The organism is Streptomyces sp. NPDC057682, assembly GCF_042799575.1.
Taxonomy (GTDB): domain Bacteria; phylum Actinomycetota; class Actinomycetes; order Streptomycetales; family Streptomycetaceae; genus Streptomyces.
On sequence record NZ_JBHVIN010000026.1, the window covers coordinates 63,039 to 82,381 of the forward strand.

Annotated in this window: 18 protein-coding genes; 3 read left to right on the forward strand and 15 right to left on the reverse strand. The window is 73.9% G+C overall.

Translation table 11 applies throughout. From position 1 onward, the window contains the following. Positions 1–133: 133 nt before the first annotated feature. Genes ACFVDM_RS35720 through ACFVDM_RS35730 form a run of 3 tightly spaced genes read left to right on the forward strand, consistent with a single transcriptional unit; the run spans position 134 to position 3,517 of the window. On the forward strand, positions 134–1,546 hold the full coding sequence (locus tag ACFVDM_RS35720) for a phenylacetate--CoA ligase family protein (RefSeq protein ID WP_383650654.1): 1,413 nt from the start codon (positions 134–136) through the stop codon (positions 1,544–1,546). Next, entirely contained in the window at positions 1,543–2,256 is a 714-nt protein-coding gene (locus ACFVDM_RS35725) for a hypothetical protein (protein ID WP_383650656.1), read from the forward strand. The genes ACFVDM_RS35720 and ACFVDM_RS35725 overlap by 4 nt, the downstream gene beginning before the upstream one ends. After that, the gene (locus ACFVDM_RS35730; RefSeq protein WP_383650657.1) at positions 2,246–3,517 is read left to right on the forward strand and encodes an amidohydrolase family protein; all 1,272 of its coding nucleotides are present in this window, start codon (positions 2,246–2,248) and stop codon (positions 3,515–3,517) included. Before ACFVDM_RS35725 ends, ACFVDM_RS35730 begins: the two co-directional genes overlap by 11 nt. A 40-nt stretch (positions 3,518–3,557) precedes the next feature. Here the strand turns inward: ACFVDM_RS35730 and ACFVDM_RS35735 are convergent, their stop codons facing one another. The 15 genes from ACFVDM_RS35735 to ACFVDM_RS35805 all read right to left on the reverse strand — a co-directional run bounded on the left by ACFVDM_RS35735 (position 3,558) and on the right by ACFVDM_RS35805 (position 19,286). Beyond that, positions 3,558–4,223 carry a flavodoxin family protein gene (locus tag ACFVDM_RS35735; protein WP_383650659.1) on the reverse strand — a complete coding sequence of 222 codons (666 nt, stop codon included), beginning with the start codon at positions 4,221–4,223 and terminating at the stop codon, positions 3,558–3,560. Continuing rightward, positions 4,193–4,792 (reverse strand): anthranilate synthase component II, encoded by a 600-nt coding sequence (locus tag ACFVDM_RS35740; RefSeq protein WP_383650661.1) that lies wholly within the window; start codon positions 4,790–4,792, stop codon positions 4,193–4,195. The genes ACFVDM_RS35735 and ACFVDM_RS35740 overlap by 31 nt, the downstream gene beginning before the upstream one ends. Next, the gene (locus ACFVDM_RS35745) at positions 4,789–6,279 is read right to left on the reverse strand and encodes an anthranilate synthase component I family protein (protein ID WP_383650663.1); all 1,491 of its coding nucleotides are present in this window, start codon (positions 6,277–6,279) and stop codon (positions 4,789–4,791) included. The genes ACFVDM_RS35740 and ACFVDM_RS35745 overlap by 4 nt, the downstream gene beginning before the upstream one ends. Positions 6,280–6,421: 142 nt before the next feature. Continuing rightward, positions 6,422–7,099, reverse strand: coding sequence for a phenylalanine--tRNA ligase beta subunit-related protein (locus ACFVDM_RS35750; RefSeq protein WP_383650666.1), 678 nt, complete (start codon positions 7,097–7,099; stop codon positions 6,422–6,424). After that, positions 7,096–8,409, reverse strand: a complete 1,314-nt coding sequence (locus ACFVDM_RS35755) for a Gfo/Idh/MocA family protein (RefSeq protein WP_383650668.1) — start codon at positions 8,407–8,409, stop codon at positions 7,096–7,098. Before ACFVDM_RS35755 ends, ACFVDM_RS35750 begins: the two co-directional genes overlap by 4 nt. A gap of 62 nt (positions 8,410–8,471) precedes the next feature. Next, positions 8,472–9,593, reverse strand: a complete 1,122-nt coding sequence (locus ACFVDM_RS35760; RefSeq protein ID WP_383650670.1) for an Ldh family oxidoreductase — start codon at positions 9,591–9,593, stop codon at positions 8,472–8,474. 45 nt (positions 9,594–9,638) lie between these two features. After that, complete coding sequence (locus tag ACFVDM_RS35765) at positions 9,639–10,946, reverse strand: M20/M25/M40 family metallo-hydrolase (RefSeq protein WP_383650672.1); 1,308 nt, start codon at positions 10,944–10,946, stop codon at positions 9,639–9,641. After that, the gene (locus ACFVDM_RS35770) at positions 10,939–11,841 is read right to left on the reverse strand and encodes a sugar phosphate isomerase/epimerase family protein (RefSeq protein WP_383650674.1); all 903 of its coding nucleotides are present in this window, start codon (positions 11,839–11,841) and stop codon (positions 10,939–10,941) included. The genes ACFVDM_RS35765 and ACFVDM_RS35770 overlap by 8 nt, the downstream gene beginning before the upstream one ends. Before the next feature lie 5 nt (positions 11,842–11,846). Beyond that, positions 11,847–12,971 (reverse strand): DegT/DnrJ/EryC1/StrS family aminotransferase, encoded by a 1,125-nt coding sequence (locus ACFVDM_RS35775; protein WP_383650676.1) that lies wholly within the window; start codon positions 12,969–12,971, stop codon positions 11,847–11,849. Then, the gene (locus ACFVDM_RS35780) at positions 12,968–14,128 is read right to left on the reverse strand and encodes a DegT/DnrJ/EryC1/StrS family aminotransferase (protein ID WP_383650678.1); all 1,161 of its coding nucleotides are present in this window, start codon (positions 14,126–14,128) and stop codon (positions 12,968–12,970) included. The genes ACFVDM_RS35775 and ACFVDM_RS35780 overlap by 4 nt, the downstream gene beginning before the upstream one ends. Next, a complete protein-coding gene (gene trpA / locus ACFVDM_RS35785; protein WP_383650680.1) occupies positions 14,125–14,922 on the reverse strand; it encodes a tryptophan synthase subunit alpha in 798 nt (265 codons plus the stop codon). The genes ACFVDM_RS35780 and trpA overlap by 4 nt, the downstream gene beginning before the upstream one ends. Then, positions 14,919–16,106, reverse strand: a complete 1,188-nt coding sequence (trpB, locus tag ACFVDM_RS35790; RefSeq protein WP_383650682.1) for a tryptophan synthase subunit beta — start codon at positions 16,104–16,106, stop codon at positions 14,919–14,921. Before trpB ends, trpA begins: the two co-directional genes overlap by 4 nt. Next, a complete protein-coding gene (locus ACFVDM_RS35795; RefSeq protein ID WP_383650684.1) occupies positions 16,103–16,900 on the reverse strand; it encodes an indole-3-glycerol-phosphate synthase in 798 nt (265 codons plus the stop codon). Before ACFVDM_RS35795 ends, trpB begins: the two co-directional genes overlap by 4 nt. Further along, positions 16,897–17,946: an anthranilate phosphoribosyltransferase gene (gene trpD / locus ACFVDM_RS35800; RefSeq protein WP_383650686.1), complete on the reverse strand. Its 1,050-nt coding sequence runs from the start codon at positions 17,944–17,946 to the stop codon at positions 16,897–16,899. The genes ACFVDM_RS35795 and trpD overlap by 4 nt, the downstream gene beginning before the upstream one ends. Continuing rightward, positions 17,946–19,286, reverse strand: coding sequence for a nucleotide sugar dehydrogenase (locus tag ACFVDM_RS35805; RefSeq protein WP_383650688.1), 1,341 nt, complete (start codon positions 19,284–19,286; stop codon positions 17,946–17,948). Before ACFVDM_RS35805 ends, trpD begins: the two co-directional genes overlap by 1 nt. Positions 19,287–19,343 lie beyond the last annotated feature (57 nt).

Here is a 19,343-nt window from a genome sequence, read left to right on the forward strand (position 1 = left end):
CACCTAAGGCGGATTGAGGGGCCTGCGGTGCGCCGTGCACGATCGGATGGCCGTTCCCGGACGCGTACGGGCCGCACCCTCCATCGGTGCACGGCATCCGTCCACCGCACCCGCCGAACCATCTGGGGGATCCATGTGGCTGCCCGCTTCCGGGAAGCATCGTGACTTCATCGAGCGCTATCTGAGCCTGCACGAGCGGTACACCTCGGGGCGGCTCGATGAGGAGGAGTGGCGCGCCTGGGCGCGGGGGCAGCTGCGCGAGGTCGTGGCGCTCGCCCAGGACGGCTCCCCGTTCTACGCGAAGCGCCTGGCCGGGGTGCGGGCGGAGACCCTGGACCTGCCGGACGTGCGCACCCTGCCCTTCACCACGAAGGACGATCTGCGCACCGCCATGGCCGACGTGCTGAGCCGCGACCTGGACGAGGCCTGCTTCTACTACGAGACCACCGGCACCACCGGCCCGGCCACGCCCTGTCCGCGCGACGCCCGTGAGGTGATCGCCTCCAACGCCCATGTCACGGAGGGCTGGCGGAACATCTTCGCGGACGTCTTCGGCGACCGCGCCCCGCGCGTCGGCGTGATGGGCCCCACCGAGGTGCACTCGCTCGGCGACACCCTCGGCGACGTGGCGCGCAACCTCGGCTGCGCCGTCGCGAAGATCTGGCCCTACTCCCCCGTCATCGGCTTCCCCAAGGCGCTCCAGCTGATGCGGGACCTCGCCCTCGACGTGGTGTTCTGCACCCCGAACGTGGCGCTCTCGCTGGCCGCCGCCGCCCGCGCCGAAGGGCTCGACCCGCGCCGGGACTTCGCCGTGAAGGTCTTCCTCGTCACCGGCGAGATGTGCACGCCCGACCTGGCCCGCCAGATCGACCAGGCCTGGGGCGCGCGGACCTACAACGCGCTCTACGGCTCCCAGGAGACCCTGGTCGTCGCCTCGGCCTGCGCCCGCGGCCGGCTCCACCTGGCCCGGCCCAACTACCTGGCCGAGCTGGTCGACCCGGACACCGGGGCGCCGCTGGGCGACCGGGGCACCGGCGAACTGGTCGTCACCATGCTCATCGACGGCATCAAGCCGCTGATCCGCTACCGCACCGGCGATCTGGTCCACCTCGCGGACAACGACTGCGGCTGCGGCATCCACGGCCCGGTGATCCGGGTCGTCGGCCGCACCCGGGACCGGATCGTCCTCGGCGGGCACAGCTTCCAGGCCTGGCAGATCGAGCAGGCGGTGCTCCGCCGCATCGACCACAGCCTCGGCTACCAGGTCGTCATCGACCGGGACGGGCACGGCGAGGACATCGTCACCGTCCGCCTCGACCTCCCCGGCGGGGCCGAACCGGGGCTGGAGGCCGCGCACGCCGCGCGGGTCGCCGACGCGCTCGGGGTCCGCTGCCGGGTGGAGCTGCCCGAGGCGCTGGACCCGGTCACCACCACGGGCGCCTTCGTCAGCTGGAAGGCCGCCCGCATCCACGACCGGCGCACCGCCGTCGACCACGAGACGGCCGCCGCCCGCCGGCTGGCCGGGGCCCGGGGGCACCGCTCATGACCGAGCCCCTGCTGCACCCGCTCGGCCTCGACACGGACACCGACCACACCCCGTTCCCGATCCTGTGGGAACCGGCCCGCATACCCCACTCGCCGCTGCTGCGCCCCGGCATCCTGCGGGTCGGCACGCTCGGCCCGGCGGGCACCACCTCGATGGTCGCGCTGGACCGGCTCGGCCACCGGCTGGCCCATCTGGGCGGACCGGACGTGCACGCGGTGCCCTACGACTCCTTCGAGGAACTGCTCGCCGCCGTGAGCAGCGGCGGCGGCCCCGCCTACGCCCTGGTGCCGGCCGCCGCCGAGTGCGCGACCCGCTTCTTCTGGTCGCCCCGGCTGCGCCTGGACGCCACCTTCTCCACGCCCACGCCGCAGTACGGCATCGCCGCCCGGCCACCGGGCCTGCGGGAGGGCATCCTGCGCCTGGCGACCCTGCACGAGACCCGGCGCCTGGTCGAACTGCTCGACGGGGCCGAGGGCGGCCGGGGCGGCTACGACATCGCCTGGGTGCCCGCCGAGTCCACGATCCACGCGGCGCAGCTGGTCGCGGAGGGGCGCGCGGACGCGGCCATCACCAACGAGCCGGGCCGGGCCGCGCACCGGCTGAGTTTCCAGGTCTCGCGGCCCGGCGTCCCCATGGTGTGGCTGATCTTCGGGCCCGCCGTCCTCCCCCGTCCCTCCACCGCCGCCCCGGGAGCCCACCGTGACCGCTGACCGCCGTCTGCTGCTGCACGACGTCACCGTCCAGGAGGGGCTGGGCCGAGCCTCGCTGCCCGCCCGCTCGGTGCTGCTCTCCGGGGAGCGCGTGGAGGCCGTGCTGCCGGCCTCAGAGGCGCCCGCCGAGGGCGATTTCGTCCGCTGGGAGCTGGGCGGCGCCACGGTACTGCCCGGGATGACGCTGGGCCACACCCATATCGCGTACGTGAACGTCACCACCGGCCGCGAGACGCTGTTCAAGTACCGGGTGCCCGAGGTCGCGCTGCACGCCGGGGCGCACGCGGCGGGGCTGCTGGAGTGCGGCTACACGGCGTTCGTCGGGGCCGGTTCGGTCGCCGGGATCGACATGGCGCTGAAGAACGCCATCGAGGCCGGCGCGATACCGGGGCCCCGGATCACGCCGTGCAGCCGGGACCTGATGGTCTCGGGCCCGCCCGGCCGCCGCTCGCCGGAGCTGAAGGAGCGCATGCCGCGCGAGCTGATGCCCGTGGTGGACGTGCTGGGCGATCTGGTGAAGTACACCGAGGAGGAGATCGACGAGGGCGCGGAGATCATCAAGGTGTTCTCCTCGGGCGACGACACCTTCCCCAACGCCCGCTCCGACGAACTCCTGTTCACCCGTGAGGAGCTGGCCACGGTCGTGGAGACCGCGCACCGGCGCGGGGCCCGGGTGCGGGCGCACTCGCGGGGTCTGGAGGGCATCCGCAACGCGCTGGCGGCCGGGGTCGACGTGATCGACCACGCCACGTACGCGGACGACCGGGCGCTCGAACAGATCGCGGAGCGCGGGATCTTCGTGGTGCCGAGCCTCTTCCAGCCGGACCGGCTCCTCGCGCTCGGCGAGCGCTTCGGCAAGGCCCCGGACTATCTGGAGTCGCTGGACTTCCGGGACGAGATCGAGAACACCCTGCGCTTCCTGCCGAGGGCCGAGGAGCTGGGGCTGAGGATCGTGCCGGGCGACGACTTCGGTTTCGCCTGGACCCCGCACGGCACGTACGCGGACGAACTGGTGATGTACGTGGAGCGGGCCGGGATCGCGCCCGAGACGGTCCTCAAGTGGGCCTGCGCCCACGGTGCGGAGCTGGCCGGGCGCGGGGCGGACGCCGGGATCGTGGCGCCGGGGCGGCTGGCCGACCTGGTGGTCTGGGACCGTGATCCGGCCGCCGACCTCACCGTGCTCCAGGACCGGTCCGCGCTGCGCACGGTGCTGATCGGCGGGCGCCATGTGGCCGGTCCGGTGGCGCCGCCCGCGGGCTGACGCCGTCCTCGCGGACCACCCGTGTTCCGGGCCGGGCCGTTCATCCCGTCGGGGTGAGCAGCCCGGCCCGCTCGTTGCGGGGCAGCGACAGCAGCCGGGCGGTGTCGGTGCGGCCGTTGTGCGGCAGGAGCAGGATGCGCAGCAGGTCGATCATCCGGTCCATGAGCCCGCGGGCGGCGGCCAGGCCCTCGGTGTCCTCGCCGGGGGCGAACTGGTCGTGCACGAAGGCGGGGAAGCCGCTGCCCGGCACGATCATCCGGTTGAGCAGGATGTTGTCGATGAGCTGGCCGTAGACCCGGTCGTGGCTGTAGCGGCGGCCGGTGACGACCGCGCCGGCCACCTTGTTGGCGAGCGGCCGGTCGAACCGCAGATGGCCGACCCCGGCCCGTTCGATGAAGTTCTGCATGGCCCCGGCCAGCCCGAAGCCGTGCACGGGGGCCGCGTAGAGCACCCCGTCGGCGCGGATCAGCCGGTCCACCAGGGCGGGCACGTCGTCGTCCTGGGCGCAGGGCAGCGTGCGGACGTTGCAGTCGCCGCACGGGCCGCAGGGCCCGATGTCGTACTCGGCGAGCGGGATCACATCGAGGTGCACCCCGTGCTCGGCCGCCTGGGCGGCCAGCATGCGCAGCACCCGGGCGGTGAGTCCGTCGGGGCGTTCCGATCCGTTGAGGGCGGCTATCGACGCCCACGGGCCGCGGTCGACCATGGCGGTATCCCTTCGAGGAAGTTGCTGAGGAAGGCGGACCCGGTCCGGGTGGTGATGGACTCGGGGTGGAACTGGACGCCCTGGACGGGCAGTTCGCGGTGGCGCAGCCCCATGACGCAGCCGTCCTCGCGGGCCCGTGCGGTGGCCTCCAGGGCCGGGGGCAGCGGGTCGGCGACGGCCAGCGAGTGGTAGCGGGTGACCTCGGTGCCGTCGGCGAGGCCGGCGAAGACTCCGGTGCCGTCGTGGTCGAGGCGGCTGGTCTTGCCGTGCACGGTGCGGGCCGCGCGCTCGACGCGGCCGCCGTACGCGAGTCCGATGGCCTGGTGGCCCAGGCAGATGCCGAGCACCGGGACGCGTCCGGCGAAGTGCCGCACCAGCTCCGGATGGCCGGAGTCGGCCGGATGTCCGGGGCCGGGGCCGAGCACCACGGCGTCGGGGCGGCGGGCCGCCAGTTCGGCCGGGGTGTGCGCGAGGGCGGTGACGACCTCCGTACGGGCGCCCAGCTCGCGCAGATAGTGGTCGATGATGTGGACGAAGCTGTCCCGCGCGTCGACGAGCAGGATCCTCATGCGGTCAGCTCCTCGCCGGTCAGGGCGGTGTGGACGGCGCCCATCTTGATCAGCGTCTCGCGCCATTCGCCCTCGGCGGAGGAGTCGGCGACGACCCCGGCGGAGGCCTGGAGGGCGTAGGTGCCGGTCGCGGGGTCGTGGACGGCGGTCCGGATGCACAGGGCGAGCGTCGCGGCCCGTCCGCGTACGTCGATGAGGCCCAGCGCGCCCGCGTAGGCGCCGCGCGGGCGGTCCTCGATCTCCTGGATCAGCTCCATGGCGCGGACCTTGGGAGCCCCGGTCATGGTGCCCGCGGGGAAGGTGGCGCGCAGCGCGGACCATACGTCCTCGCCCTCGGCCAGTTCGCCCCGGACGGTGGAGACCAGGTGGTGGACGTGGGCGAAGTGCTCGACGGCCATCATCCGTTCGACGGCGAGGCTGCCGGGGACGCAGACCCGGGCCACGTCGTTGCGGCAGAGGTCGACGAGCATGATGTGCTCGGCGCGCTCCTTCTCGTCGGCGCGCAGCGCGTCCACCCGGCGGGCGTCCTCGGCGGGGTCGGCGGACCGCGCGGTCGTCCCGGCGATGGGGCGCATGGCCAGGGTCCGGCCCTCGATCCGCAGCAGCAGTTCGGGGCTCGCCCCGACCAGGGTGCGCCCGGCCCACGGGACCAGGTACATGTACGGCGAGGGGTTGCCGGCCCGGAGCCTGCGGTAGGCGTCGACGGGGTCCAGCGGGGTGGTCACCTCGATGCGGTGGCCGATCTGGATCTGGTAGACGTCGCCGGCCCGGATGTGCTCCAGGCAGCGTTCCACGCGCGCGGTGAACTCCTCGCGGCGTACGGTGCGGCGCACGGCGTGCGGCCGGGGCGCGGGCGGTACGGGGCCCTCGTCGGCGTCCGGCAGGGACCGCACCAGCGCGGCCAGATCGTCGCCCAGCAGCCCGCGCTCACCGAACTCAGGTGCAGTGGCGCGGAGTTGGTACTGCTCGCCAGTCTCCAGGTCGTAGGTGACGACGTACCGGAAGAGCGTGAGGGTGATCTCCGGATCGTGGCCGGGGGCGAGCGGCGGCAGCTCTTCGAGGTGCCAGGCGGCCTCGTAGCCGAGGACGGCGAGGAAGCCGAAGGCGTGGCGGTCCGGGGGGACGTCGGTGTCCACGGCGAAGGCGCCGTTCAGCGACTCCAGCAGGGCGCGCACGCTTCCCGCGCCGCGTGCGGCGAGCGGGCTCAGCCGCTCCACCAGCTCCGGCACCCCGTCCAGGGCGACGTTCCCGTCCCGGACCGTGATCCGGGCCAGGGCATCGGCGCCGACGGCGGCGACCCGGCAGTCCTCGTCGGGTCCGGCCAGGCTCTCGAAGAGGAACACCTGGTCCTCGCCGAGCAGCCGGCGCAGCGCGGTGCCCAGGGCGAGCGGGGTGTGCGGTGGCAGCGGGGTCCGCTCCACGGTCACCCGCAGCGGGGCGGGGACCGCCCGGGGCGGGGCGGCGGGCTCGACTGCGGTCATGGTCATCGTGGGCGGTCTCTTTCCGGTGCGTGGGTCCGTCAGCGGCGTACCGCCAGCCAACCAACCGCACCGGTGCGCCCGGCAGTCCACTGTCCCGGGGCGGGGGCGGACCACTTGCCCGCCCGGCCCGGGACGTCACCGCGGGCCCCTACCCGGCGGTGCCGCGCAGCAGCGCGGCGGCCTCCAGCAGCGCGTCCCGGCAGACGTCCTCACTGACCCCGGGGACCGCGCAGGCCAGCAGCAGGACGCGGCGGGTCTCGGCGGTCACCGCCTGGTGCACGCCGTCGCGGTGGGCGAACTGCGAGAGGACCCGCTCCCGGTCGGCGAGGACCAGCCCGCCGGCCTCCAGGGTGACCGGACCGTCGGCGCCGAGCGCGGTGAACTCCTCGGTGCCGTCGGTGAGCCGCAGCGTCACCTCCCCGTCGAGCGTGTCGCGGTCGAAGAGGCCGAGGGCGACCAGGGTGCGGACGGCGACCGCGTTGACCGCGTCGACGGCGGGGTTGATGTGCGGCCAGGCGCCGAGCGGCTTGGCGCGCAGGCCCCGGTCGATCAGGGCCTGGACGGACGGGGGCCGCTTGTCCGGGTGGGCGCCGGTCATCCGGCTCAGCTCCCGGTAGGCGGCGACGTTCGGCGCGTTGCGCACCTCGGCGCGGCTGGCGCCGTTCCACCGGGTGTGCGCCTCGGCCCAGACGTCCTCGGCGGGGGCGGGGCCGGCCGGGCCGATGTCCGCCTCCAGGGTCAGGACGTGGACGCCCGGGACGAGGGCGCGGGCCTCGGGGGTCACGTCCGCCTTGCGGAAGGTCGGGGTGCCGTGCGTGACGGTCATCGGGTTCCTCCGGAGAAGGTCAGGGTGTCCAGCGCGTGCAGGTCCAGGTCCTCGGCGGTCAGGACCCGCTCGGTGTCGATGAGGATGTTGTAGTGGTTCGGCGCGTGGCACTCGTCGAATCCGGCCACCCGTCCGATGAGTCCGCCGGGGCCCGCCACGAGATCGCCCCGGTCGATGACCACCCCCACGGGGAATTCCGCGAAACCGAGGAAGCCGACGTGGTCGACGCGGTCGCCGGTGGCGGTGGGCCGGTCGGTGGTGGTGACCAGTTCGTGCACGTCACCGGCGCGCACACAGCGCGACTGCCAGGGCGACAGCCGCATCCCCCGGTCGGTGCGCCGGTGGAACAGCAGTTTCACCAGGTTGGCCGAGACCGGCTCCTTCGCGGACATCCGCAGCCGCTCCTCCCGGGTGCGGCCGATGGCGTACGCCTCCTCGACGAGGTCGACGATGTGCGGGCCCCGGTCCGGTCCCTCGCGGCCCTCGCGGACGGTCCGGTGGAAGTCCGCCATGATGCCGGCGTACTCGTGGTCCAGGGAGGACTTGAACGCCGCGAAACCGTCCAGCATGTCTGCGCTCAGCTCGCGGCCGTCCTTGAGGTGCACGGTGATGTCCTTGCGCTCACCGGTCTCCAGCGCCCAGTCGAGGTCGACGGTGACGGGGATGCCGTCGGCGGTCGCCAGGGCGAGTTCGGCGCAGAATTCGACGCCGGAGCGGACGTCGCCGATGACGGCGTCGGTCAGGGTGAGCGGGCCGAGGACGGTCTCCAGGGCGTCCAGCGCGTTGGGGCCGTTGTCGATGACGCAGCCGCCGCCGCACCGGTCGAGGTCCTGGTACCAGCGGTCGGAGCCGGTGTGCTCCTCGATCCGCTCCTGGTAGCGGCTGGTGACATGGCTGATCAGGGCCCGGTCGGGCAGCCGTGCGGCCAGGTCCCGCACATGGGTGTTGTAGCGGCGGTGGAAGGCGGTGAAGAGCGTGGTGTCGTACTCCTCGGCCAGCGCGGTCAGATGCCGGGCGTCCTCGGCGGCGACGGTCAGCGGCTTCTCGCAGCAGACGTGCACCCCGGCCCGCAGGGCGTCGGCCACGACGGGGGCGTGCGCGTGGTTGGGCAGGGTGACGACGACACCGTCCACCCGGCCGGAGGCGAGCAGTTCGCGGTGGTCGGTGTAGAGGGCGACGCCCGGGTCGAATCCGGTGAGCTTGGCCGGGTCGAGGTCGCACACGGCGGACAGCCGCAGATGCGGGTCGTCCTGGATGGCCTGGAGGAAGAAGGGGGCGATGACGCCGACGCCGATGACTCCGATACGCATGACGGTCCGGTCCTTTCCGGTGACTGGGCTGAGGCGGGTACGAGGGGGGGCGGTACGGGCGGTCAGGCGACGGGTTCCAGCACGCGGCCGGTCAGGGCGGCGGGCGCGGTCACGGCCAGCTGGTCGGCGAGCGCGGCCAGCCCCTCGGCCACCGGGCCGGGCAGCGCCACGCCCTCCTGCCGCGACTGCGCGTACCGCTCGGCCTCGGGCGCCCCCGGGTAGGTGACCCCGCGCGTCGCGTAGGCGGCGGCCGGGGAGTTCACGACGGTGTCGAGCAGGGTGCGGTTCTCGGCGGCTATGGCGTGCGCGGAGCCGAACGCCGAGGGGTCGATGACGATCGCGGTGTGGCCGACGTTGTCGTCCCCGGCCGGCTCGCCCTTCAGCACCCCGGGGCGCGGACCGTAGGCGGCGCCGGAGAGCGGCCCGCACAACAGGTCGACCAGGAGGGCGAGTCCGAAGCCCTTGGCGCCCCCGGTGGCGGCGGGCCCGCCGAGCCAGGCGACGTCCGCCTCCTCGGCCATGAAGTCGGCCGGGTCGGAGGTCGGGGTGCCGTCGTGGCGCACCAGCCACTCCTGGGGGACCTCCTGGCCCTCCCGGTGCGCGGCCTTGATCTTGCCGGTGGCGACGACGGTGGTGGACATGTCCAGGACGAAGGGCGCGCCCTCGGTCACGGGCACGGCGGCGCTGATCGGGTTGGTGCCCAGCATCCGCACGGTGCCGCCGAGCGGCGGGGCGACGCCCTGGGCGCCGCAGTTCGTCATGGCCAGCCCGATCAGCCCGGCGGCGGCGGCCTTCTGCGTGTAGTAGCCGGCGCTGCCGAAGTGGGTGCTGTTGCGGACGGCGACCATGCCGATGCCGGTCTGCCGGGCCTTGGCCATCGCGATGTCCATGGCCAGGTCCATGGTGACCAGGCCGAGCCCCCGGTCGCCGTCGAGCAGGGCGGCCCCGGCGGTCTCCTGGACGATGTGCGGCACCGCGTCGGGGTCGATCCGGCCGTCGAGCAGCCGGGGGGCGTAGATGTTCACCAGCCCGTTCGTGCCGTGCGTGGTGAAGCCGTTGGCGTCGGCGTACGTGATGACGTCGGCGGCGGTCGCGGCGGCGTCGGCGTTCAGCCCGCACTGGGCGAGGACGTCGCGGACGAAGGAGGAGAGCTCGGTGAGCGGGACGCGGACGGTGCTGTTCATGACGGATCCTTCGGGTCTGGGGTGAGGTGGTGCGGGGAGGGTGGTTCAGGCGGTGCGGGCGGCGAAGGCGTGGACCAGGTCCTTGATGCGCCGGGCGTAGCTGTCCAGGTCGTCGAGGTCGACGAACTCGTCTGCGGTGTGCGCCCCGTTGGCGTCCAGCCGGCCGGGACCGCAGGCCACGACGTAGCGGCCGGGGCCGGGGGCCCAGATGGCGTCGCAGGTGAAGGCGGAGCCGTCGGCGAGGCCGTCGTGGCGGACGAACCCGGCCGCGTGCAGCATCCGTTCGGCGTCCGCGTCCCGGTTGTTCAGCGTCGGCAGCCCCTGCTTCAGCCAGTCCAGGCGGACGATGCGCCGCCAGTCCTTGACGGTGCGCCGGCTGAACGGGTCGTGGGCGTGCAGATGGGCGAACTCGGTCCGGGCCTCCTCGATCAGCACCTCCAGCGAGGCGGCCAGCAGTTCGGCCTGCTCGGTCGCCGGATAGGCGATGTTGATCAGCAACTGGCCGCCGCCGTACACCCGGTTGTGCGCGGTGCCGGTGTGCAGCCCGGAGACGCAGAGCTTGGCGCCCATGCCGTGGGCCAGCGGGCCGAGCCGGCGGGCGAGGAAGTCCGCGAGGAAGCCCAGCAGCACGGTGGCGTTGTGGCCGTCGGCGGGGTGGTCGTCGGTGGAGTCCTGGCCGAGCACGGTGATCCGGGGGGTCATCGCGGCCGTGCAGCCGTCCATGAAGGTGTTCCCGGTCGGCTCGGCGAACACCATCAGCCGGCCGGTGTATCCGGCGTCGATCAGGGCCCGGGTGCCGTACGTGCCCATCGCGCCGCCCTCCTCACCGGGCACCGAGGCGATCTGCACCTCGATCCGGCCGTCCAGCGACGGGTCCTCGGCGAAGGCGGCGGCCACCCCGACGGCGGCGGCGACTCCGGGGCCCTTGTCGTCCACGGCGCCCCGGCCGTGCAGCACCCGGCCCTCCAGACGCGGCGGCACATGCGGACCGACGGTGTCCATGTGGAAGTTGACGACCAGCCGCCGCTCCTGCGGCTGCGGCGAGCCGTACGCCACCACGACCGAGGGCTGCCCGGCGAGGAAGGCCGGCAGGTCCCGGGCGGCGGCCTCGCGCACCGGGGCCGGGACCTCGGGGCGGTCCAGCAGCTCGGGGGCGGGCGAGCGGTGCAGGGCGGTGCGGAAGCCGCGCGCCTGCGCGCCGGCCAGGAAGACCTGCTGGGCGCGGGCGGTGCCGTCCATCGGCCCGCCCTCCAGCGGGGAGACCGTGTCGACGGCCATCAGACCGACGAGCCACTCCAGATCGGCGGGGGCCAGTCCGGCCTCGGTGCGGATCGTGCGGGCCGTCTCAGCCATGGTGGCTGCCCTCCCAGTAGGTGTGGATTCCGGTGGTGTCGATGCCGAGCAGTTCGGCGCAGCGCCGCGCGTACGCCCGGTAGCCGTCGGCCAGGGCGGCCGGGTCGCCCTCGACGCCGAGGTGCGGGATGTGGGCCAGATGCGGCTCCAGGCTGTAGTGGCCCCGGTAGCCGTGCTCCTCCAGGAGCCGGACGCAGGCGGCGACCTCGGCGGTGCCCTCGCCGGGCAGCGTGAACTGCGCCCCGCTGGACGTCCGGACGCCGTCCTTGATGTGGACGTGCTCCACCCAGGGCAGCACCCGCCGCAGGAAGGGCAGCGACTCGTAGCCGTAGGCCAGGCCGTTGCCGGTGTCGAAGAGCAGCCGCAGCCGGGGGCTGGCCACCTCCTCCAGCATCCGCACGGTGTGCTCCGCGCTCCGGCCGCCCCAGCCCTGGCAGTTCTCGTGCAGCAGGGTGACGCCCAGCCGCTCGGCCTCCCGGGCCAGCAGCCGCATCCGGCGCAGCGCCTCGGTGCGCCACTCCCGGTCCGGACGGCCGTCGTTGGGGTACGACATGACGCGCAGCCGGTCGCAGCCGACCAGTGCCGCCGCCCTGGCGGAGCGCTCCAGGACCGCGAGTTCCTCGTCCATGGAGCCGGCGACGGTGGTGGCCCAGGAGCCGACCGGGGTGTCGACGACCGGGACCCGCAGTCCGGCGACGATGGTGCGCCGGGCGAGGTCGGCGGCGTCACCGACGGACAGCTCGTGCAGTCCGAGTCCGTCGACCGTACGGAACTCGATCGCGTCCATGCCCAGTTCGTGGTGGATCGCGAGCTGGCCGGCCAGATCGGCGGCGGCCTCGTCGCCGATGCCGCACAGCCGGTCGGGGGTGATGTTCAGGGGCTCGTGCGCGGACATCGTGGTCACCTCCCAGCGGTGTGGAAGCGGTGGACGGCGGCCACGACGCGCTCGGCGGCGCCCGGTGCCATATCGGGGTGGAGCGGGAGCGCCAGCGCCTCGCGGGACAGCCGCTCGGCGACCGGGAAGTCGCCGGGGCCGTGGCCGAGGTGGGCGAAGGCGGGCTGGAGGTGGAGCGGGCGGGGGTAGTAGACGGCGGTCTCGATGCCCTCCCCGGCGAGGTAGGAGCGCAGCGCGTCCCGCTCCTGGGAGCGGATCACGTACGTGTAGACCGCGCGTCCCCCGAAGCCGGCCTGCGGCGGCAGCAGGGCCGGGGCCAGCGGGCGCAGCCCCTCCTCGTACACGGCGGCGATCGCGCGGCGGCGCTCCAGCAGACCGTCCAGGTGCGGCAGCTTGCGCAGCAGGAAGCCGGCGGTCAACTCGTCCATCCGGCAGTTGAAGCCGAGCAGTTCGTGGTAGAAGCGCTTGCCGGCGGGCTGGCCGTGGTTGCGGAGCATCCGGGCGACGCGGGCGATCTCGGGGTCGTCCGTGACGATCATCCCGGCATCGCCGATGCCCCCGGCGGGCTTCGCGGGGAAGAAGGAGTAGACCCCGGCGTCGCCGTGCCGGCCGGCGGGCCGGCCGTCCGTCTCGGCGCCGAGCGCGACCGCGCTGTCCTCGACGAGCCGCAGTCCGCGGCGCCCGGCCAGTTCGGCGAAGGCGCCCATCCGCGGGGAGCCGGAGAAGAGGTAGGCCGGCAGCAGCGCCCGGGTGCGGTCGGTGACGGCGGCCTCGGCGGCGGCCGGGTCCAGCAGTCCGGTCTCGTACTCCACGTCGGCGAAGACCGGGCGGGCGCCGCGCAGGGCGACGGTGGAGGCGGTGGAGACGAAGGAGAACGCCGGGGTGACGACCTCGTCGCCCTCGCCGATGCCGAGCGCGGCCAGGACCACGGTGAGGGCCCCGGTGCCGCTGGCGACGGCGATCGCGTGGGCGGCGCCGGTGCGGGCGGCGATCTCCGCCTCCAGCCGCTCGACGCGCGACTTGAGGATGAACTCGTCGCTCTCCGCGACCTCCTGGAAGACCTCCACGATGTCGTCGACCCAGTCGGCCGAGCGGGCGGACCAGTCGAAGTAGGGGATGACGGTGCTCACGATGCGGCTCCGTAGAAGGCGTGGACCAGGGCGGCGACGCGGTCGGCCTGCTGGTCGGTGAGGTCGGGGTAGAGGGGCAGCGCCAGGGCGCGCCGCGCGGCGGCCTCGGAGACGGGGACGGGGTGGCGGGAGCCGGGCAGCGGGGCGAGCAGCGGCTGCTCGGTCAGCGGGCGCGGGTAGTACGCCTCGGTGCCGACGCCGTGCTCCTCCAGGAAGGCGGCCAGCTCGTCGCGGCGGTCGCACTCGATGAGGTAGACGTAGTAGACCTGGTTGCTCGGGTTCTTGGCGGGGGCCATCCACGGGGTGGTGACGGTCCCGGCGAGCGGGGCGAGCAACCGGTCGTAGCGGGCGGCGAGTTCGGCCCGGCGCTCGATCTCCTCGGTCAGCCGCTCCATGCGGTGCAGCAGGAACGCGGCGTGCAGTTCGTCGCAGCGGCTGTTGTAGCCCAGCTCCTGGTAGACGTAGGCGCCGTCGGTGGCGTACGCCCCGTCCGTGCCCTGGCCGTGCAGCCGCAGCCGGCGGGCGCTCGCGGCGATCTCGTCGTCGTCCGTGAGCAGCATCCCCGCGTCACCGAGGGAGCCCAGGGTCTTGGTGGGGAAGAAGGAGAGCACCCCGCCGCTTCCCCACAGTCCCGCGTGCACCCCGCCGGCCCGCATGTCGATGCCCTCGGCGCTGTCCTCCAGGAGGATCAGTCCGTGCCGGTCGGCCAGGTCCTTCAGCCGCTCCATGTCGGCCATCTGGGAGAAGAGGTGGACCGGCATGATCGCCCTGGTCCGCTCGGTGATCGCCGCCTCGGCGCGCTCCGGGTCCATGGCGTAGCTGCCGGGGAGCACGTCCACCAGCACCGGCTGCGCGCCGACGTGCAGGACGGAGGAGGCGGTGGCGAAGAAGGTGTACGCGGGGACGATGACCTCGTCGCCGGGGCCGATGCCCGCCGCCCGGAGCAGGATCACCAGGGCGTCGGTGCCGTTGGCGACGGCCACCGCGTGCCGGGCGCCGGTGCGGGCGGCGATCGCGTCCTCCAGTTCGGCGGTGACCGGTCCGGAGGTGAACCGCCCGGAGGCGGCGACCCGGCGGACCACCTCCGCCAGCCGGGTGCGGTCCCGGCGGGCGGAGGCGGCACCGCTGAAGAAGGGGACGGGGGCGTCGGCGCTCATCGGGTGGCCGCCTTCAGGGCGGAGATCATCCCGGTGACGGCCCGGCGGCGGCCGGCCGCGTCGCGGGCGGCGCCGATGGCCTGGAGCAGGGCGCTGCCGACGATCACGCCGTCGGTCTTGCCGTGCAGGGCGGCGACGTGCTCGGGGCGGGAGATCCCGAAGCCGACGGCCATCGGGGTGTCGCCGGCCGAGCGGACCCGCTCCAGATAGGCGTCGATGCCCGGGTCCAGGTCCTTGCGGACACCGGTGACGCCGTTGGCGGCGAGGACGTAGAGGAAGCCCCGGGAGGCGGTGGCGGAGGCGGTGATGCGCTCCTGGGAGCTGCCGGGCGCGGTGAAGAAGGTCTGGCCCAGTTCGGTGGCCTCCGCGTGCTTCAGCCATTCGGCGCCCTCGCTGACCGGGAGGTCGGGGACGACGAAGCCGTCGGCCCCGGCGGAGCGGGCGTCGTCGTACAGCTGGGTGAGGCCGTAGCGCAGGAACGGGTTGCAGTAGCCCATGAGCACGATCGGTGCCTCGACTCCCGCGGCGCGGGCCTCGGCGACGACGTCCAGGGTGGCGGCGGTGGTGGTGCCGGTGTCCAGGGCGGCCTGGCCGGTGGCCTGGATGACGGGGCCGTCGCCCAGCGGGTCGGAGAACGGGACGCCGAGCTCGATCACGTCGGCGCCGGCCTCGACGGCGGCGGAGATCAGTCCGACGGTCTCGCCGAGGTGCGGGTAGCCGGAGGTGAGGTAGGCGACGAGGGTGGTCTCGTCCTTGGTCCGGTTGTCGGTGAAGGTCTGTTCGAGGCGCTTCATCGCGCGGTCTCCTCACGCTGCTTGAGGGCGGCCATGGCGGAGGTGAGGTCCTTGTCGCCGCGGCCGGAGAGGTTGACGAGGATCGTGCTGCCGGGCGCGCTCTCGCGGGCCACCTTGAGGGCGCCGGCCACGGCGTGGGCGGACTCCAGGGCGGGGACGATGCCCTCCTGGGCGCTGAGGGCGGCGAAGGCGTCCAGGGCCTCGTCGTCGGAGGCGGTGATGTAGTCGACCTTGCCGGTGTCCTTGTAGTGGGAGTGCTCGGGGCCGACGCCCGCGTAGTCGAGGCCGGGGGCGATGGAGTGGGTGAGCTGGATCTGCCCGTCGTCGTCCTGGAGGAGGTAGGTGCGGGTGCCCTGGAGGACGCCGGGGTCGCCGTAGAGCAGCGGGGCCGCGTGGCCGCCCTGCCCGCCCTTGCCCTCGCCGGCGGCCTGGACGCCGACGAGCCGGACCGGGTCGTCGAGGAAGGCGCTGAACATCCCGGCCGCGTTGGAGCCGCCGCCGACGCAGGCCACGACCGCGTCGGGCAGCCGGTCGTTCTCCGCCAGGAACTGGGCGCGGGCCTCGCGGCCGATGACCGACTGGAAGTCGCGCACGATGGTCGGGAAGGGATGCGGTCCGACGACGGAGCCGAGCAGGTAGTGGGTGGTGTCGGGGCGGGCGATCCATTCGCGGATGGCCGCGTTGATGGCGTCCTTGAGGGTGGCGGTGCCCAGGTCGACCAGTTCGACGCGGGCGCCGAGCAGCTCCATGCGCTGGACGTTGGGGGCCTGCCGTTCGGCGTCGACCCGGCCCATGTAGACGGTGGCGTCCAGGCCGAGGTGGGCGCAGGCGGCGGCCACGGCCACCCCGTGCTGTCCGGCGCCGGTCTCGGCGATGATCTGCTTCTTGCCCAGGCGCCGGGCGAGGAGGGCCTGCCCGATCGAGTTGTTGATCTTGTGGGCGCCGGTGTGGGTCAGGTCCTCCCGCTTGAGCCAGAGCTTGACGCCATTCTCGGTGGTGCCCAGCCGGTGCAGCTCCGTGATGGGGGTGGGCCGGCCGACGAACATCTTCAGGAGCCGGTCCAGCTCCCGGGTGAACTCCGGGTCCAGCAGCGCCTTGTGGTACTCCTCCTCCAGCTCCTGGAGCGGGCCCACCAGGGTCTCCGCGACGAACTGTCCGCCGTACTCGCCGAATCGGCCGTTCACGAGGCCACCTCCAGAATCGGGACCCCGGTGTACGTCCGCAGCTGGGCGGTGGGGTCGGGGCTGCTGAGCAGGGATTCGCCGATGAGCGCGGCGTCGAAGCCGTGCGCGGCGATGCGTTCGATGTCGGAGCGGCCGGACAGGCCGCTCTCGCTGACGGTCAGGACGCCGCGCGGGATGTCGCGGCGCAGCCGGGCCGAGTTCTCCAGGTCGACCGCGAAGGTCTGGAGGTCCCGGTTGTTGATGCCGACGACGCGGGCCCCGGCGTTCAGCGCCCGGTCCACCTCGTCCTGGGTGAAGGTCTCCACCAGCGCGTCCAGCCCCATGCAGTGGGCGGTCTGCACCAGATCTGTCAGCAGCGCGTCGTCCACCGCACGGGCGATGACCAGCACCGCGTCGGCCCCGCTGTCGTGGGCGAGCCGCACCTGGCGGATGTCGACCAGGAAGTCCTTGAAGAGGACCGGGACGGTGACGTCGGGGTGCTCCGCGACCGTGCGGACCAGCTCCGGCGAACCGCCGAAGAAGGGCGTGTCGCCGAGGACGGAGATCGCCGCGGCGCCGCCGGCCACGTAGCCGCGCGCGGTGGGCACGGCGAGCGCCGGGTCCAGCAGCGGGCCCTTCGAGGGGGACTTGGGCTTGATCTCGGCGATGACCGAGACCCGGGTCCCGCCGATAGCGGCGGCGAACCGGCCGGGCGTGGCCGGGGTGCGCCGGCCGCGTGCGGCGGCGTCGGCGGCCCGCGGGCCGCTCCATGCGGCGCGTTTGGCGGCGACGATGTCGTCGAGATGGCTGCTCATGAGGAGGACTCCTGCGTGATCGGGGTACGGGCGAGCCGGGCGGCCAGTTCGGCCGGGGCTCCCCGCCGTACGGCGTCGCGGGCGAGGACGATCCCGCCGCCCAGGTCGTCGGTGAGACCGGCCAGATGGAGGACGGCGGCGGCGTTCAGCAGCACGGTGTCCAGCAGCGGGGCCGGGGCCGTGCCGTCCAGCACCTGCCGGGCGAGTTCGGCGTTGCGGGCCGGTCCGCCGCCCGCCAGCGCCTCGCGTCCGGCGGGCCGCAGCGGCAGCGCGGACGGGTCGACGGCGGACTCGGTGACGGTGGGGCCGTCCACCCGCAGCACCCGGGCCGGGCCCGCCGTGGTCAGCTCGTCCATGCCGTCGAAGCCCTGGACGACCCAGGTGCGGCGGTGGCCGAGCCGGGCGGCGGCCTCGGCCAGGACCTCCTGGTCCCGGCGGGTCGCGGTGCCGATGAGCCGGCCGGTCAGCGGGACCGGGTTGGCGAGCGGTCCGGAGAGGTTGAACAGGGTCTTGAAGCCGAGCCGGCGGCGGACCGGGGCCAGCCGGCGCAGCGCCGGGTGGAGCGCGGGGGCGAAGAGGAACGCGAACCGGTGCGCGGCCAGCAGCTCCGGGATCCGCTCCCCGGCGTCCAGCTCGATCCCCAGCGCCTCCAGCAGGTCGGCGCTCCCGCACGGCGAGGTCGCCGCCCGGTTGCCGGCCTTGGCGACGGTCGCCCCGGCCGAGGCCGCGACGAGTCCGGCCAGGGTGGAGATGTTGACCGAGCCGCTGCCGTCACCGCCGGTGCCGACCACATCGACCGCCGGGCCCGTCCAGGCCACCGGCCGGGCCACCGCGAGGACCGCCTCCACAGCGGCGGCCACCAGGACCGGCGTGGCCCCGCCCACCGCGACCGCGGTCAGGAAGGCCGCCGCGTCCACCTCGTCCGTCGTCTCGTCCAGCAGCTCCGCCACCGCGTCCCGGGCCGATTCGGCCGAGACCGTGCGGCCGGCGACCGCGTCCCGGGTCACGCCCGGGAGCGCACGGCCGGTGAGCAGGGCGGTCGCCATCACAGCACCGCCACATTGCTGGCCGCCGTCAGCTTGTTGTGGGTGTCCAGGACGACCGGCGGGATGCCCCAGAGCAGGTCCTGCTCCAGCCCCGGCACCGGGGTGACCATCACGGCGGCGTCCAGCTGCGCCAGCTCGACCACGGCCCAGTCGGCCGGGGTGACCGGCTCACCGTCCACGACGAGGTCCGGGACGAGCGGGTCGTGGTAGGAGACGACGGCTCCGGCGGCGCGCAGACCGCGGATGACGTCCAGGGCGGGGGCGTTGCGCAGATCGGCGACGCCGGACTTGTAGCTGACGCCGACGACCATCACCTTGGCGCCGCGCAGTTTCCGGCCGCGTTCGGCGGTCAGTTCGGCCAGCCGCTCGACGACCTGGCCGGGGCGCCGCTCGACCCGGTCGAAGGCGGCGGCCACCAGCGACATGTCGGTGCCGGCCCGGTCCGCGGCCTCGCGCAGGAAGAGCGGGTCGACCGGGATGCACTCGCCGCCGACCCCGGGGCCGGGGTAGTGCGCCAGGAATCCGTAGGGCTTGGTGGAGGCGGCGTCGATGACCTCGCGGACCGGTATGTCCAACGCCCGGCAGAGGTCGGAGAGTTCGAGGGTGAGGCTGATGTTGACCAGGCGGAAGGTGTTCTCGAAGACCTTGGAGAGTTCGGCGACCTCCAGCTTGGAGACCGGTACGACCCGCTCGCAGACGAGGCCGAACAGGGCGGCGGCCCGGCGGGTGCACTCCTCGGTGAGGCCGCCCACCACCTTGGGGGTGTTGGTGAGGTTCCAGCCGTTGGTGTTGGCCGGGTCGACCCGCTCGGGGGCCATCGCCACATGGAAGTCGGTGCCCGGCTCCAGGCCGGTGGCCTCGGCGAGGGCCGCCGCCGCGGCGGCCGTGGTGCCCGGCGGGACGGTGGACTGGAGGACCAGCAGCATCCCGCGGCGCAGCAGCGGCGCCACCGAGTCCATCGCGGACTCGACGTAGTCGAGGTTGGCCTGCTGGTCACCGGTGACCGGGGTCGGCACGCAGATGATCAGGACGTCCGAGCCGGCCAGCTCGCCGGGCTCGGTGGTGGCGCTCAACCGGGAGGCGACCGAGGCGAGTTCGGCGTCGCTCACATCCGGCAGGTAGGAGCTGGACCGCTCCACCCGGGCGACCCGGCCGGCGTCGGTGTCGAGGCCGCGGACCGGCAGGCCGGCCATCGCGAAGCCGAGTCCGAGCGGCAGGCCGGTGTATCCGAGGCCGACGATGCCCACCCGCAGGGTGCGGCGCTCGATCTTCTCGTCGAAGACGCTCGCGCCGTCCCGCCCATGAATCACGGGAGCGAGTACGCCAGTCATCTCAACCATGGGGTTCTCCCTCTGAGTGCTATAAATAAAGGCCGTTGGCGTGATCAAGTAGGCCAG

Excerpts from the sequence above, each read along its gene's own strand:
- trpD (WP_383650686.1), bottom strand. The coding sequence starts at position 17,946 with ATGGCGACCGCCCTGCTCACCGGCCGTGCGCTCCCGGGCGTGACCCGG.
- ACFVDM_RS35780 (WP_383650678.1), bottom strand. The coding sequence starts at position 14,128 with ATGAGCGCCGACGCCCCCGTCCCCTTCTTCAGCGGTGCCGCCTCCGCC.
- ACFVDM_RS35805 (WP_383650688.1), bottom strand. The coding sequence starts at position 19,286 with ATGGTTGAGATGACTGGCGTACTCGCTCCCGTGATTCATGGGCGGGAC.
- ACFVDM_RS35720 (WP_383650654.1), top strand. The coding sequence starts at position 134 with ATGTGGCTGCCCGCTTCCGGGAAGCATCGTGACTTCATCGAGCGCTAT.
- ACFVDM_RS35760 (WP_383650670.1), bottom strand. The coding sequence starts at position 9,593 with ATGAACAGCACCGTCCGCGTCCCGCTCACCGAGCTCTCCTCCTTCGTC.
- ACFVDM_RS35725 (WP_383650656.1), top strand. The coding sequence starts at position 1,543 with ATGACCGAGCCCCTGCTGCACCCGCTCGGCCTCGACACGGACACCGAC.
- ACFVDM_RS35745 (WP_383650663.1), bottom strand. The coding sequence starts at position 6,279 with ATGACCATGACCGCAGTCGAGCCCGCCGCCCCGCCCCGGGCGGTCCCC.
- ACFVDM_RS35795 (WP_383650684.1), bottom strand. The coding sequence starts at position 16,900 with ATGAGCAGCCATCTCGACGACATCGTCGCCGCCAAACGCGCCGCATGG.
- ACFVDM_RS35740 (WP_383650661.1), bottom strand. The coding sequence starts at position 4,792 with ATGAGGATCCTGCTCGTCGACGCGCGGGACAGCTTCGTCCACATCATC.
- ACFVDM_RS35770 (WP_383650674.1), bottom strand. The coding sequence starts at position 11,841 with ATGTCCGCGCACGAGCCCCTGAACATCACCCCCGACCGGCTGTGCGGC.
- ACFVDM_RS35755 (WP_383650668.1), bottom strand. The coding sequence starts at position 8,409 with ATGCGTATCGGAGTCATCGGCGTCGGCGTCATCGCCCCCTTCTTCCTC.
- ACFVDM_RS35750 (WP_383650666.1), bottom strand. The coding sequence starts at position 7,099 with ATGACCGTCACGCACGGCACCCCGACCTTCCGCAAGGCGGACGTGACC.
- trpA (WP_383650680.1), bottom strand. The coding sequence starts at position 14,922 with ATGAAGCGCCTCGAACAGACCTTCACCGACAACCGGACCAAGGACGAG.
- ACFVDM_RS35765 (WP_383650672.1), bottom strand. The coding sequence starts at position 10,946 with ATGGCTGAGACGGCCCGCACGATCCGCACCGAGGCCGGACTGGCCCCC.
- ACFVDM_RS35735 (WP_383650659.1), bottom strand. The coding sequence starts at position 4,223 with ATGGTCGACCGCGGCCCGTGGGCGTCGATAGCCGCCCTCAACGGATCG.